Source organism: Pectobacterium polonicum, assembly GCF_005497185.1.
Classification (GTDB): Bacteria; Pseudomonadota; Gammaproteobacteria; order Enterobacterales; family Enterobacteriaceae; genus Pectobacterium; species Pectobacterium polonicum.
Genome location: NZ_RJTN01000001.1, coordinates 162,518 through 178,890, shown reverse-complemented (window position 1 = coordinate 178,890; position 16,373 = coordinate 162,518). Strand labels below are relative to the sequence as shown.

At 56.1% G+C, this 16,373-nt stretch carries 2 protein-coding genes; both read left to right on the top strand.

Going from position 1 to position 16,373, the window contains the following annotated elements; genetic code table 11:
* Positions 1–94 precede the first annotated feature (94 nt).
* Positions 95–14,698, top strand: coding sequence for an Ig-like domain-containing protein (locus tag EDI29_RS00770; protein ID WP_137739326.1), 14,604 nt, complete (start codon positions 95–97; stop codon positions 14,696–14,698).
* Between the two features lie 237 nt (positions 14,699–14,935).
* Positions 14,936–16,360, top strand: coding sequence for a TolC family outer membrane protein (locus EDI29_RS00765; protein WP_137739325.1), 1,425 nt, complete (start codon positions 14,936–14,938; stop codon positions 16,358–16,360).
* The last annotated feature ends 13 nt before the right edge of the window (positions 16,361–16,373 follow it).

Below are 16,373 nucleotides of genomic sequence, written 5' to 3'. Positions count from 1 at the left end.
TTGGTGGTGCATATCCCATACGTCCCCCAGCGCGGCTCTAACCCGCCGGGAGAGGTATTAAGACAATGGTTGCAGATAAGCAAGAGGCTATTTCATGTCAGATATGAATGTTATTGCGGGAAATGCAAATATCCTGTCTCGTCAGGATGGTCAATTTATCAGAGCTGTCCCGGAAGGAACCACAAATGTCAAACTGCTGGAAAGCAGTACCGTAAGAGTCTATGGCACACCCGACATGGTGTCTCGCTATGAGCGCGTCGGCGACGATCTTATCTTGCACATGAAAGACGGTACCACCGTCCGCTACGAAAGCTTCTTCACTCTGGACACCGCGGGCTATCACAGCGAGCTGGTGTTTGACGATGGCACCCGACTGATCCACGCCCAATTCTCCGGCGCGGCAGCCGCAGAAGGGGCAGCGCTCGCGGGAGAAGCCATTGCCCTCACGCCAGAATACGCCGCACTGGGCGATATGACGTCATTACTAATTGGAAGCACCACCACTAGCACACTATCTGCCGCTACACTGGGGGGTATTCTTGGTGCCATAGCCATCGGCGGAGCGGCCATCGCCGTCGGCTCGTCAAGCGACGACAATAATTCCCCCCCTCCTGCTCCCCCTGAATCCTTAACGATTACCCCCTTCACTGGAGACAATATCCTGAACCGCGCAGAGATCGGGGAAACCCATACTCTCAGCGGGAAGACCACTGGTGTCAGCCCGGGGCAAACCGTTACTATCACATTGAACGGCGTGATTTACACCACAACGGTGGCCGCCGACGGCACCTGGCAATTAGCTCTACCAGCGGATGCCTTTACCGGACTGGAAGACGGCATCTACGTCTTAAAAGTGAGCGTGCCAGGCGCGGACGGCGTGATCCACGAAAAAACCCTCGACCTCACCATTGATACTCTACCTCCGCATTTAACCGTGGATAAATTTACGGGTGATAATTATCTCACCGTAGGAGAACTGGCAAATGGCCAGGTTCTCAACGGAACGGGTGAGGCGGGTCAAAACGTCACCATCACGCTCAATGGCAAAACCTATACCACGACCATTAATGCATCCGGTAACTGGACCCTGACGGTTCCTTCAACAGACCTACGTGCACTGAGTGAAGGCGAACACGCCATGTCGTTCACGATTAGCGACAATGCCGGCAATATTACCGTGGTCAACCGCACCATTATTGTCGACACCACGCCACCGGAACTCTCTCTGCTGCCGTTTACCGGGGATAACAAACTCACCATCGACGAGCTCCAATCCTCACAAGTTGTCTCCGGTACGGCTTCTCTATCGGATGTAGGACAGACCGTGACAGTGACATTCAACGGCATCACCTACACTACTACCGTAGAGAGCAACGGCGCATGGCGTGTTCTCATTCCCTCCAGCGATATCCAGGCGCTGACTAACGGCACCTACAGTCTGGTGGCGTCGCTAACGGATAAAGCAGGCAACACCACCACACTACCGCCACAAACCATCACGGTGGATACCAGCGCCGAAGCGGTCAACATCAGCATCGTCTCGACAGATGATCGCTTGAATGCCGTGGAAGCAGGACAGCCACTGACGGTCAGCGGGACGACTGCCAATGTTGCCACAGGACAAACGGTGACTGTCACATTGAACGGAAAGTCCTACACCACCACAACGGGGGCGGATGGAAAATGGTCTGTGAGTATCCCCAGCGCCGACCTGCTTGGCCTGACTGACGGCAGTAACACCATCACTGCCAGTGTACAAGGGATCAGCGGAGAAACCGTCACCGTCAACCACACGCTGGATGTACACATCAATACGCTTCCGGCCATCACATTAGCTGCCCCACCTTTCACCGACGGCGTATTAAACGGCACTGAGGCAGCGCAGGATCAGGTCATTAGTGGGGAAACCGGGATTAGCGGCAGGGGTCAGACCGTCAGCCTGACGATCGGCGGGTATTCCGTGACCGGAACGGTGGATGCCAATGGACATTGGACGGTCACGATCCCCAAAAACATCCTGCAAAACCTGCCATCGGACAACGTCAGCGTGCTGGAGATTGTGGTTCGCGATATCGCAGGCAACGAAGCCACTGTGACGCGGAATATCAGCGTTGATACGACGCCGCCGACACTCAATGTCTCCCCTGTCGCTCAGGATGACGTTCTGAATGGTGCCGAAGTGGCGGTCAATCAGGTCATCAGTGGAACGGCATCGCTGAGCGAGGCGGGCCGCACGGTCACCGCGACGCTCAGTGGCAAAACCTACACCACGACTGTTGGCAACGACGGCAACTGGAGCATTACGCTGCCGACAGCCGATCTGGTGGCTATCGCTGACGGTAGCCATAGCCTGACTATTACGCTAACTGATGCCGCAGGCAACACCACAACGGTGACCCGCCCGCTGACCATCGACAGCGGCACGACCACCGCCCCGACCATTACCATCAACAACGTCGCTGGCGATAATGTCATTGATGGCGCGGAAGCCAAAGTCAGCCAGCAGTTGAGCGGGACCACGACCAACGTTGAGGCTGGACAAGTTGTCACCATCAGCCTGAATGGAAAAACCTATTTTGCTACCGTCCAGTCTGGCGGCGTCTGGAGCATCAACGTTTCAACCGCAGATATTGCCCTGCTGGCGGACGGCGCGCATAGCATTAGCGTCAACGTGAGTAACAAAGCCGGCAATGCCGCGAGCGTAAATCGCGATATCAGCGTCGATAAATCTGGCGACAGTATTGCCATCAACATCATCGCCAGCGATAACCTGTTAAACCAGGTAGAATCGCTCCAGCCGCTGGCGATCAGCGGCAATACCGCCAATGTTCCTGCGGGGCAAACCGTTACCGTTACGCTGAACGGGAAAAATTATACCACCACCGTTGCCGTTGACGGCAGTTGGACGCTGCAAATCCCCAGTGCCGATCTTCAGCTTCTGTCAGACGGCAATGCCACCGTCAGCGCCAGCGTCAATGTGGCTGGCGGTGCCGCAACGGACACGCAGACGCTCGGCGTGCATATTCATACCCTGCCTCAACCGACGATTGATACCCCGTTCGGCAACGGTTCTCTAAACGGCGCAGAGGCATTGGTCAGCCAGACGATTACCGGTCACACGGGCATCAGCGGCGCAGGGCAGAGTGTCACCTTGTCTCTCGGCGGGAAATCTTACACGGGAACGGTTGATACGGCAGGCAACTGGAAAGTCACCGTCCCAGCGGCCGATCTCCAGCAGTTACCAGAAGGCAACAACACGCTGCTGGTCACCGCACAGGATGCCGCAGGCAATCAGGCTGGTCATACGTTTGTCAGCCATACCGATTTCACCGCCCCGACCCTGACTATCGGTACGGTTGCGGGTGATGACACCATTAATCTGGTGGAATCACAAAGTAACCAGACCGTTAACGGCACCGCTTCGGTGAGCGAAGCCGGTCGCACCGTCATTATCGCTTTTGATGGACAATTTTATACCGGCATTGTTGGCAACAATGGCAACTGGAGCATCAATTTACCCACGGCCGCGCTACGCGGTATGGCCGATGGCAGCTACACGCTATCCGCTTCGCTGAGCGATGCTGTCGGCAATACCGTCAGCGTCGAGAAGTCCATTACGCTCAGCGCCGATCCGGCATTCCAACCGACGATCTTCGTTAACGCTTTTGTTGATGAGAATAACGTCATCAGCGCAGCTGACCTTAAAGTCAGCCAGTGGCTGACGGGCACCAGTTCGAATGTGGAAACCGGTCAGGTCGCCACCCTTGTTCTCAATAACAAATTCTATTTTGCCACCATCCAGAACGACGGAAAGTGGAGTGTGGAAATTCCGGCTGAACATATGGCGGAACTTAGCGAGGGAATGGTCTCCATCTCTGCACAAGTCACTGATATGGCGGGTAATGAAGGGAGCTATGAAATCTGGTCCGATGTCGATATTAGCAATGACAGTATCTCCATAAGCATTGTCGCACTTGATAATCAGCTCAATCGTCTCGAAGCATCACAGCCGCTAACCATCTCAGGTTCTACGGTCAACGTCACACCGGGAGAAAGCGTTACCGTTACACTCAATGGCAAAACCTACATTGGTACGATTGCCGCGAACGGCAGTTGGAGCGTCACGATCGGCAGCAGTGACCTGCTCGCCTTACCGGATGGCACAGCAACCATTACCGCCAGCGTCGCCAACCCCGGCGATATTCCTGTAACGGCCAGTCGCAATATTGATATCCACATTAATAACCTGCCACAGCCCACCATTGACCAGCCTTTCGGTGACGGAATACTCAATATCATCGAATCGACCAGTGGGCAGAACCTGACAGGGAAAACCGGAATCAGCGGAGGAGGCCAAAGCGTCATCGTCACGCTGAACGGCAAAACCTATACGGCTACTGTGGATAACCAGGGTAACTGGAGTACGACACTTCCAGCCACCGACCTGCAATCCCTGCTAACTGGCGTACAAACCATCCGCATAGAAGCGACGGATACCGCAGGCAACAGCATAGAGAACACCCGTGATATTACCGTCGATATGGTTCGCCCCCTTCTGACGCTGAAACCGCTGACCAGCGACGGTGTCATCAACGCCGCCGAAAGTTTGAACGATCAATTGATCTCCGGTAATGCACTACAAGCGGATGCCGGACGCTCCGTCATTGTCACTATCAACAATAAAAACTATCAGGCGCAAATTCAGGCTGACGGCAGTTGGAGTACCACTATTCCCGCAGCCGACCTCCAGGTATTAGCTGACGGAAATTATACCGTTACGGCAACATTGACCGGGGCATCTGGTAACAGCACGACCAGCACAGGATCGTTAACGCTGGATGCCAATCCTGCCAACCTGCCTCTGCTCACCGTTAACGCCATCGCGCTCAACAACATCATTGACGGTGGTGAAATCAACGTCGCACAAATCATCAGCGGTAGCAGCCTGAATGTCGAAGCTGGGCAGCGCGTTACCGTTACACTCGGCGATAATACCTACACGACAACGGTTGACAGCAACGGCCAATGGCGCGTCAGCGTGCCGTCTGTCGATCTTATCCATCTGGCACAAGGCTCCCATACCGTCACGGTTGGCGTTAACGATCTCAGCGGTAACCCAGCAACGCTCAGCCAGACAATTACCGTGAATACCTCATTGAGCGGTATCGCCATCAATACCATCGCGGGCGATGACAAACTGAATCAAGCTGAAGCCGCGCAAGACCTCACCGTCAACGGCAGCAGCCAGAACGTGGCGGCTGGCACCGCCGTCACAATCATGCTGAACGGGAAAAGCTACAGTGGGACTATACAATCAGACGGTTCCTGGAGCATCACCGTGTCTGTGGCGGATGTCAGCGCGCTGGCCGACGGTTCATCAACCTTAACCGTTGCCACGGTAGACACCGCGGGGAATGTATTAAGCAGTAGCCGTACCATTGATGTGTTCACCCACAGTAGCCCGACGCTGACACTGAACACACCATTCAGCGACGGTATACTCAATGCCGCAGAGGCTGGCGTTACCCAGACGCTCAGCGGCACAACCGGTATCGCCTCACCAGGGCAAACCGTCACCGCAACACTCGGCGGCGTAACGTACACCGGGAGCGTTGATACGGCAGGTAACTGGACAATTTCTCTGCCTGTGAACAACCTGCAAAACCTGCCGAACGGTACCACAGCTTTGCAGGTTAATGTCAGCGACGCAGCCGGAAACAGCAGTACCTTAACCAGTAATGTTACCGTAGCTCGAACACCACCTACATTGACGACGGCCAGTTTTGCCACCGACAACATTCTGAATAGCACCGAAGTGCGGAGCGATCAGTCGCTAACCGGCACCGCCTCACCATCCAATGCGGGACAAACCGTGACGGCAACGCTGAACGGAAAAACCTACAGCGGTACTGTCGGCAATGACGGCACCTGGAGCATCAGTATTCCATCTGCCGATCTGAGCACGTTGTCCGATGGCAGTTACAGCATCGTGACACGTCTGACTGATGTCGCGGGCAATACGACCACCACGACACAAACTATTGGTGTCGATGCCAACCCACTAAATGCACCCGTCATCACGATTGGTACCTTCGCTGGCAACAACATTATCGACGGTGCAGAAGCGCGAGTCAGCCAAATACTCAGCGGCACCAGTAAAAATGTGGAGCAAGGCCAGACGGTGACGATTAGCCTCAATGGCAAGGCGTATACCGCACAGGTTCTGTCAAATGGGAACTGGAGTACCACGATCTCGGATACCGATATGGCGCTGCTGGTTAATGGCAGCCAGACCATTACCGTTAGCGTGAGTGATGCCTCCGGCAATACCGCCACTTCCAGCAGTACCGTCACAATTAATACGAATGCGAGCGGGCTGTCTATTGCGCCAATCACCGGGGATAACCAGCTGAATGTGCAGGAAGCGACAAACGGCATTACGATTAGCGGCGGTGCCGTCAACGTAGCACCAGGTACCGATGTCAACGTCATATTGAACGGAAAAACCTATATTGCACAGGTGCAACCAGACGGTACCTGGAGTGCAGGTATTCCCTCCATCGACCTGAAAGCGTTGGGCGATGGTGTCATCACGGTGAATGTCACCGCTGTCGATCAGGCGGGTAATGCGCTCTCAGGTACTCAGCAGTTAGGTGTCAGTATCAATAACCCCCCAGTCGCATCGCTGAATATGCCATTTAGTAACGGCTACCTGAATCTGAGTGACGCGCAGGCAGGACAGACGCTTTCCGGCAGTACCGGTCTTCGCGGAACGGGCCAAACCGTCAGCATTACCGTTGGCAGCACGGTCTATTCCGGTACGGTTGACGGCAACGGTAACTGGAGCCTTCAACTGGCACCATCCATGCTGACGACGCAAGCAGACGGCATACTCAACATTTCCGTTACCGTTAGTGATGCGGCGGGCAATACCTCTACCGTTCAGGGCAGCGCATTCGTGGATTTGACGCCTCCGGTGTTGACCATCAACCCAATTGGCATCGACGATATCATCAACATCGCGGAAAGCCTGCTGCCGCTGCAAATCACGGGGACATCCCCCATCAACGACAGCGGTCGTCCCATCATTGTCAACGTGACCATCAATGGGCAGATCTACCAGGGGCTGGCACAGGCCGATGGCACCTGGAGTGTCACCGTGCCGGCAGGTGACCTGCAAAACATGCCGAACGGCATCACTGCTATCACCGCCACCTTGACCGATGCCGCAGGCAATACTGGCACCGTCAGCCATTCGATTACGCTGGATACCGATCCGGCCAAAGCGCCGACCCTGACGATAGCCACACTCTCGACCGATGACTACCTCAACCTGGCAGAATCAGGCCAGCCGTTAACCATCAGCGGCAGCAGCCAGAATGTCGAGCAGGGCCAGCAGGTCACTATCACCCTCAACAGTCAAACCTACCTCGCCACCGTGGGGGCAGATGGCAGTTGGAGCACCACGGTTCCCGCCACGGACGTCGGCAACGTGCCTGACGGCAAGCAAACCGTGGGCGCCAGCGTGACCGACGTAAGCGGCAACCCCGCTTCGACAACACATAACATCACCGTCATCACCGACCCTGCTAATCTGCCTGGTATCACCATTGCGACGCTATCTGGCGATGATGTCGTCAGCGCGCAGGATACCCAATCCGATCTGCTCATCTCTGGCTCAACGACGAATGTTCAGGTGGGACAGCGCGTCACCGTGACGTTGAATAACAAAACCTATCTGGCGACCGTTGGCGCTGACGGTAACTGGAGCACAACCGTTCCTGCCAGCGATGTGCAAAATCTGCCGCAGGGCAGTCAGAATGTGACGGCAACCGTCAGTGATATCGCACAGAACCCGGCCACGGCAACCCATCCGTTGACAGTCGATACCCTCCCACCGCTGCTGTCCATCGATATGCTGGTTGATACCAGCGATATCGGGCTGGCAGATGCGCTGGCAGGACTACCGCTGAGCGGCAAGGCCGAAGCCGGTCTTCAAGTCACCATAACAGTCGGTACTGCTACCTATAGCGCGGTTGCCGACAACAACGGTATCTGGCAAATCACCATTGCGGCAAACGACCTGCTGGCACTGGGCGACGGCGTGAAAACGCTGCAAGCCAGCGTGACCGACGGCGCAGGGAATGCCAGCACGACCAGCATTGATATCACGTTAAAAACACAGGCGCTGCCGACGCTGACGCTGGATTCGCTCTATGACAACAATGTCCTGACTAGTGCAGAACTGGCAACGGAAACCACCGTTGGCGGCAGTTATACCAACCTGCCCGTCGGGACAGCGATTCAGGTTACGATAGGGGCTTACACCGTAACAGGCGTGACCCTCGCGGGCGGCTTGTGGAGTGCCACCATTCCAGCCAATGCGCTTAACATTCTGGCGGATGGCAATGTGCAGGTCAGTGCAACGGTAACCGATAGCGCAGGCAATACCGGCAGCGCGGGCGGTACGTTGGATGTCGTCATCCACACCAATTTCAACATCAGCATCGCGACCCCGTTTGTTGATGGCGTACTCAATCAGGTAGAAAGCACGGCGGATCAGTTGCTAACCGGGACAACGGGGCTCCTCGATCCAGGCCAGAGCGTGTCTGTCTCGATCACCAACGGCACGCTAACCCACACCTACAGCGCGACCGTTGCCGCCAATGGTCAGTGGAATGTGACACTGCTGGCTGCCGATTTGGTTTCACTCGGCGACGGCACACACACCATCAACGTCACCGTTACGGATCATGCGGGCAACACGGGCGCAGGAAACGGAACCTTCACCAGCGTCATTGTGGGTGTTCCCGTCGCCTCGCTGGATACGCCGTTCGGCGATGGCAAACTGAGTCTGGCCGATGCGCAGCCGGGCGCTACGCTATCCGGGCAAACAGGGCTAACCAGCAATGTGGGGCAAACCGTGTCGGTCAGCATCAACGGCACAAGCCTCCCTGCCACCGTGAATGCCGATGGCAGTTGGTCGTTATCGTTGGATCGCCAGACGCTGATCGACCTGCCGGATGGCACGGTGAATTTCACCGTCACCGTGACCGACTCTGCGGGCAACACCAGCACCACCGCGGCTACGGCAAATGTTCTGACCACCACCATGCCGGTGGCAACGCTGGATCTGCCGTTTGGCGACGGAATCCTTAACACCACCGAAATTCAGGCCATCCAGACCTTAACCGGTAAAACCGGTATTACCAGCGCAGGCCAGGAAGTCACGATTACCGTGACCAACAAAACCACGCAGGTAGACACCACCTTTACGGCCACCGCAGACGGGCTAGGCGGATGGTCCAGAGAGTTGAGTCCTGCCGATTTGGCGATCTTCGCCGAAGGCAATTACAGCATTAGCGTCAAGGTCACCGACTGGGTGGGCAATACTCACACCAGTACGGCGCTCGATGTCAGTTCGGCGCAAACACTGCCCGCCCCGCTTGTCGATGTAAACCCATTTGGGGTCGACAATATCCTGAGCAGCGCCGAAGCCGCGTCCGCGCTGACCTTCTCTGGCCGCACCCAGATTGGCGGCAATGGGCAAAACGTGAAACTGGAGATCGACCTCAACGGGATTCGCTACACGGCGACGGTGGATAGCAACGGCAACTGGTCGGTTACGCTTCCTCCTAATGCATTGAACTCGCTGACCGATGGCCAACATACCATCACCGTCACCGCCATCGATGCCGCTGGCAACGTCGGTTCGACTCCCATCACCTTTATCAGCGATTTAACGCCACCGGCACTCACCTTAGATATCCCGTTTGAAGACGGCTACCTGAATATTGCGGAAGCGGGCACCCTGCTGGGCAGAACGCTTAGCGGTAACGCGGGGGATGCCGTGAGCGTGACCGTGAAGTTTGGTGAAGAATCACTCGTTACACAGCTTAGCGGAGGCGTCTGGACAGCTACGCTGACGCCAACGCAGCTCAGCCAGCTTGCTGACGGAACGCACAATATCGTTATCACCGCAACGGATGATGCAGGTAACACAGCCACGCTGAATTCTCAGGCGACTATCGCGCAAACCGCACCGACACTTACGATTAACGACTTTGGCGGAGCGGATAAAACTCTCGACTATGCGGAAAGCCGCACCACACAGATCGTCAGCGGCACCTCCACGGGCTTGGAAGTGGGTCAAAATGTGACCGTCAAGCTGAATAATGTCGAGTACACGGCAAAAATTCTCGCCGATGGTATCTGGAGCGTAAGCATCCCTCCCGCCGCGCTGCAAGATCTAACGAATCCGGCGTACACCATCACAGCCGATGCGATGGATAAAGCGGGTAATCCGGCCATACAAGCCGACAAAGTATTCACCGCCGACCTGACACCTCCCAGCACTATTATCGAAATTAATGCGATAGCCGACGATAACATCATCAATGCGGCTGAAGCTGAAGGAAGTATTACTATCTCTGGCCGTTCTATCGGTTTGTTTCCTATATCAGTACCTATCACACTTCAAATTGGTTTGATTCCCGTGCTTCCAAGCCCCATAACCGATCTAAATGGTGTCTGGAGTGTCACTATTCCTACACAATCCTCATTCTTTGCCTCTGAAGGCCCAGTTACTATCACGGCCTCATCTATACATGGCTCCACGACAACCACCGTGCTGGTCGATACCATCGCGCCGACATTAAATATCGAGACGTTTGCTGGTGATAACATACTGAACGGTAAGGAAGTCAGTACCGCACAGACGATTACGGGGACAGCCTCCACATCAGAGGCTGGGCAACTCGTCAGCGTGGTGCTGAATGGCAAAACCTACAGCGCTCAGGTTCAGTCCGACGGAAACTGGAATGTGAGTGTACCCGCCGCCGATCTGGCACAGTTGACCGATGGCTCCTACACCATTAGGGCAACGCTCGCGGACACAGCAGGAAATCCCGCCTGGGATACGCAGGTCGTTACCGTTGATACGGGTATTCCACTGCTCAGCGTGACGTTGTTCGATGACAATATTCTGACGCTGGCTGAGGCGCTGGCTGGCGGAGTGATTAAAGGGACAGGCGAAATAGGTGCCACCGTTACGCTAACCGCAGGGCCGTTAGTCGGCACGACCACCGTCGGCCCTGACGGAACCTGGACGATTCCGGTGTTGTCCGCCAATTTGCAGAACCTGTTCGACGGGCCGCAGGTCATCGGCGTGACGCTGACCGATACTTCCGACAATAGCACACACCTTGATGTCACGCTCGATGTCGCACTGAACAAGACGCTCGGCGCAGGTATTACCGATATCTTCGGTAATGATGGCATCCTCAATCTGGCCGAATCACTGATCACGCAGGTCATCAGCGGTAACGCAACGGGCAACTACCTGGGTGCGAAAGTACAGGTCACCGTGTTGGGCAATACGGTGGAAGGCACCGTGGGAGCCAACGGAGCCTGGAGCGTCGCCCTTGCCCCGAACCTGTTCACCGGCCTGAGCAATGGCGTGCTGGCGGTTAATGTCGACATCGTCGATTCACACGGCAACGTGAAGAATCAGTTGGTCAACATTGACGTGTTGAAAACCCTGCCGGTCATTGATTCCGTGGTAGCCTTCGCGGATGGCGCGCTAAATGCGGCGGATGTCGCGACCAGCCAGATTATCAGCGGCATCGTCAGCAATGTGAATATCGGCGCTGGCGCAACGGTTGCCGTGACGTTGGGCACCAAAGTTTACACCGGGATTACCGTCGGTGCAGGCGGTGCCTGGAGCCTGTCCGTTCCTGCGCTTGATTTACAAGCCTTGCAAGATGGAACGTTAGCGCTGGGCGTCGCGGTCACCGATCACGCAGGCAATACCGCCAGCCAGATCGTGAACGTTCCAACCGTCATCAAGAATCTGCCGAGTATTACGCTGAATCCGGTCTTTGGCGATAGCCTGCTGAATCTGGGCGACCTGCTGGTCAACCAAACGCTCAGCGGCACGGCCACCGGACTGGCTGGCAGAACCATTACGCTCAGTATTTCGGGTTCACAAATCGCCACGGCCACCGTCGGCTCAGATGGCAAGTGGAGCGCAGCCGTCACACCGAGCGTATTGGGTATTCTGCAAGGGCTGGGCAGCGGTGATTTCACGGTGAGCGCCACCGCGACAGACAGCGTAGGTAATAGCACCAGCGGCAGTGCTGGCATCAAGTTCGATTTTTCTCAGCCAGTGATTACGCTGAACCCGGTATTTGGCGGCGATGGCTTCCTCAATGCCGCAGAAGCCGTGGTAGCACAAATAATCGGCGGTACCGTCACTAATGCCGGTGTGGGATCGCAGGTTGCCGTTACCCTTGGCAGTAAAACATTCCTGTCGACCGTCGGCGCAGGTGGCGTGTTCAGCCTGACGCTGCAACCGTCCGATCTTAGCGCACTGGTAGATGGCAGCGCGACGCTTGGCGTCTCCGTCACCAATGCCTCCGGCAACATTGGCACGGTCAATAGTGCCATCAGCATCATTGCCAAAAACTTGCCAACGATCAGTCTTGGTTCGTTGTTTGGTGGCGATGGCTTCCTCAATGCCGCAGAGGCCGCGCTGACGCAGACGATTAGCGGTACCACCACCAATGCGATAGCAGGATCGTCGGTGGTGATACGCATCGGATCGCTGACGTTGAACGCCACCGTTGGTAATGACGGCACCTGGAGCACCAGCGTAACGCCGCTGCAACTGTCCGGTCTGACCAACGGCAATCTCACCGTCAGTGCGACGGTGACCGATCCAGCAGGCAACAGCAACGGCATCAGTACGGGACTCAATGTCTCCATATTGCCGCCAACCATCACCCTTAATCCGTTGTTCAACGGCGGCGTACTGGATCTCACCAGCCTGTTGAGCGCACAAACCATCAGTGGGACAACGGCCAATGTGGCAGCCGGTACAGCGATCAACGTCACGCTAGGCAGCAAAACCTACACCACGACGATTGGCGCGAACGGCAGTTGGAGCCTGCCGGTCCCTAGCCTCGACCTGAAAGCCCTCACAGATGGCGCAACTAACGTTAGCGTCCGCCTGGTGGATGCAGCGGGTAACGTGGGAGAAACCACCAGCGCCTTGAATGTCATTATCAATGCGTTGCCAACCATTGCGATTAACCCACTGTTTGGCGGTGACGGCCTGCTGAATGCGGTCGAAGCCGCTGCGGGTCAGATTATCAGCGGCACCAGTACCAACGCGATAGGTTCCACTATTCAGGTTTCTCTGGGTACGAAGACCTACTCTGCCGTGGTGCAAAGCAACGGAGCCTGGTCAGTCAGCCTGCCGTCACTCGATCTCAACAATCTGACTGACGGCACGTTATCCCTCAGTGCCTCTCTGACCAACTCCGCAGGCAAAACCACCAGCGCGGGAGCTTCGATCGGCGTAGGCGTTCACACGCTGCCAACGGTCAACCTCGGCTCCCTGTTTGGCGGGGATGGTTACCTGAATCTGGCCGAAGCGGGTATAAACCAGCTCATCAGCGGAACCACAACCAATGCGGCAGGCGGTAGCATCACGCTGACCGTAGGCGGGTTCTCGACCACGGTTGCCGTCGCCAACAACGGCACCTGGAGCGTCACTGTACCCAGTGCCAACCTAACCAGCATTCTTGACGGTAACTTGTCCGTCGGTGTCACCGTCACTGACCGCTATGGCAATACCAACAACACCAACAGTAACGTCATCGTGAAAACGCACCAGTTGCCGCAGTTGGGTATTGATGCAGTCGGGTCACTGATTGGTAACACCGTCGGCCTGCTGGCAAATGGCATCACCGTCAGCGGGACATCACGCTATGTGCAACAAGGTGCCAAGGTGACCGTCACCCTGCTCGGCCAAACGCTACAGGGTACTGTCGGTGCCGATGGCAAGTGGAACGCGCATTTCAGCAGTTCCCTGCTAGGCATCAACGTTTTCAACGTGGGTGCAATTTTAACTGCGCTGTTGGGAACGGCAGTAGAAGCTTCCGTTACCGATCAGGCAGGTAACTTCACCGGGGTATCCGCCGGATTAACTTCCGGTATCTCACTCGGCTTACCGCTGATGAGCATGATGGCGCTGGATACGGACGATAGCAGCCTTGCTCAGGTGTCCTCGCTGTCCAGTGAACAGCTTGATACTGGGGAAAGTACCGATGTGCAATCCCTCCATGTCAGCTCGAAAATGGCTGCGGCCACGCTCAGCGAGACACAAACCATCGACAATCACGCCAGCACTGACGTTGAGAACAGCGTGTATGCCATTGGCGGCGTTGTCATCAATCTGGCTGACGGTAGCGTACAGACGGGGGCAGAGATCACAGGCAGCGAGGGCGATGACCTTATCACTCTCTCAAATCTCGATTTCACACACATCGACGGCGGTGACGGCATCGATACCCTGCTTCTCGATGGCACCTCGCTCAATCTGGATCTCACCGCGCTGGGACTGAAAATCGACAACGTGGAGATCTTCGATTTAGGCAAAAACGGCACCAACAGCATCACACTGGATCTTGACCGCGCCCTGAATGTCACCGACCGACCAGAAGATGACCTGCTGATCGTCGGGGGAGAAGGCAGCAAGGTGAACCTGATCCCAGGTGACGGTGCCTGGAGCGCGGTAGGACAGCGTGACATTGACGGCCAACACTTCGATGTCTACCACCATTCATCGCTGGATAGCGCCAACAGCCTGGGGGACGTACTGGTGCAGCAAGGGCTGCTCGTCAATATGGTGTAACGGTGTTTTAAGTGCCAGCCCTACGAAGGACTGCTGCTTATACACAAATACGGGGATCAACGCGATTTTGTCGTTATCCGGCGTAAAAATTATGCTGAGGAGATAGCAGGCTTAGGATGAGCCGCATGGAAATATGACGAAGAGGGAGAGCGGAAGGGGTATTAACGCATTTTGCCAGCGCCCCTCTCCCTCCTTTAAAGGAACTAAAACAAAGAGTAATGAAAACAGGGGCAATTGATGCACAAACCATTGTTTATCAGCTTTTTTATCAGGGACATGTTTTTTCTACGCCAGCGCGCTTTTCAGGCTCACACACCGCGCTACATGCTGGCGCTCGGGCTCGTCTGCGGTAGCCTCGCAACCGTCTATAGCCCACCGACATTCGCTCAGGCCGTCGCGTTTGACTGGTCCGCTGCACCGACAGAACAACAGGTCAACAGTCTGGATCTCAAACAGGCCATTCTCCGTGCATTTGCCCGCAACCCGCAAATCGCCCAGGCCGCCGCGCAAATTCGCGTCGGCGATGCCGATCTGCGCGTGGCGCAAAGCGCCTGGTTCCCGCAAATCGGCCTAAGTGGCAATGTCGGCCAGTCAGATCAGAGTGATACCAGCGGCACAATGAGCAACAACTCCACCGCCGGCATCACCCTAAAACAGCTCCTGTATGATTTCGGTAAGACGGGCGGCAGCATTGATGAGCAGCACAGCCTGTCCGATGCCTATCGCTACCAGCTCTACGGCGTCATGACCACGGTCGGCCAGCAAACCCTGCTTACCTATCTGAAAGTCAAACGCTATCAGGAACTGAATCAGGCAGCAGAGCGCAACATCACGTCACTCAGCGCGGTAAAAGATATCGCAACGCTCCGCTCCGAAGCCGGTCTCAGTACACAATCCGACATCCTGCAAGCGGAAACCCGCATCGCAGGCATGAGGGCGACGCTGGAACAATATCGTGCGCTGGAGCGCTCCTCGCTGGCGCAGCTCAGCGTGTTGACCGGCGTTCTCCCCACCACCCTGCCCGATCTGCCACGGGCGCTGCTGCAACAAAAAATTACGCTCAAAGCGCTGCCCTACCAGCAGAGTAATGCGGTGCTGAGCGCCCAGTCCAAACAGGAAGCCTCGCGCCACCGCATTCGTCAGGCGGAAGCCCAGCACTGGCCGACTATTGCCGTGCAGGCAGGACGTACCCGCTATGAAACCGACCGACGTAATTACTGGGACGATCAGCTACAGCTGGTTGTGGAAGCCCCGTTGTATCAGGGTGGTGCCGTCAGCGCACGCGTTGATGCCGCATCAGGCACGCGTGAAGCTGCGCAGGCCGAAGTCGAAGCGGCAAAGCTGGATATGAATCAGAAAGCGGCAACGGCCTACGCCGATCTCATCGGTGCACAGCAGCGTGAAAAAGCCAGCCAGCAGCAAATCACCAGCGCGACCTACACCCGCAACGTTTATCAGGATGAATACAAGCTCAGCAAACGCAGCCTGAATGACCTGCTCAGCGTTGAACAAGACGTATTGCAGGCCGAAACCTCACGCATCGGTGCGTTATACGACGGCTGGGAGGCGGCGGTTAACTACGCCGCTGCCGTCGATAATCTGCTGGATATGCTGGGCATTGAACGTTATCAAGCCAGTGGCGAGACGCTACCGTCGCTGTAAGCCGGCTCGCCTG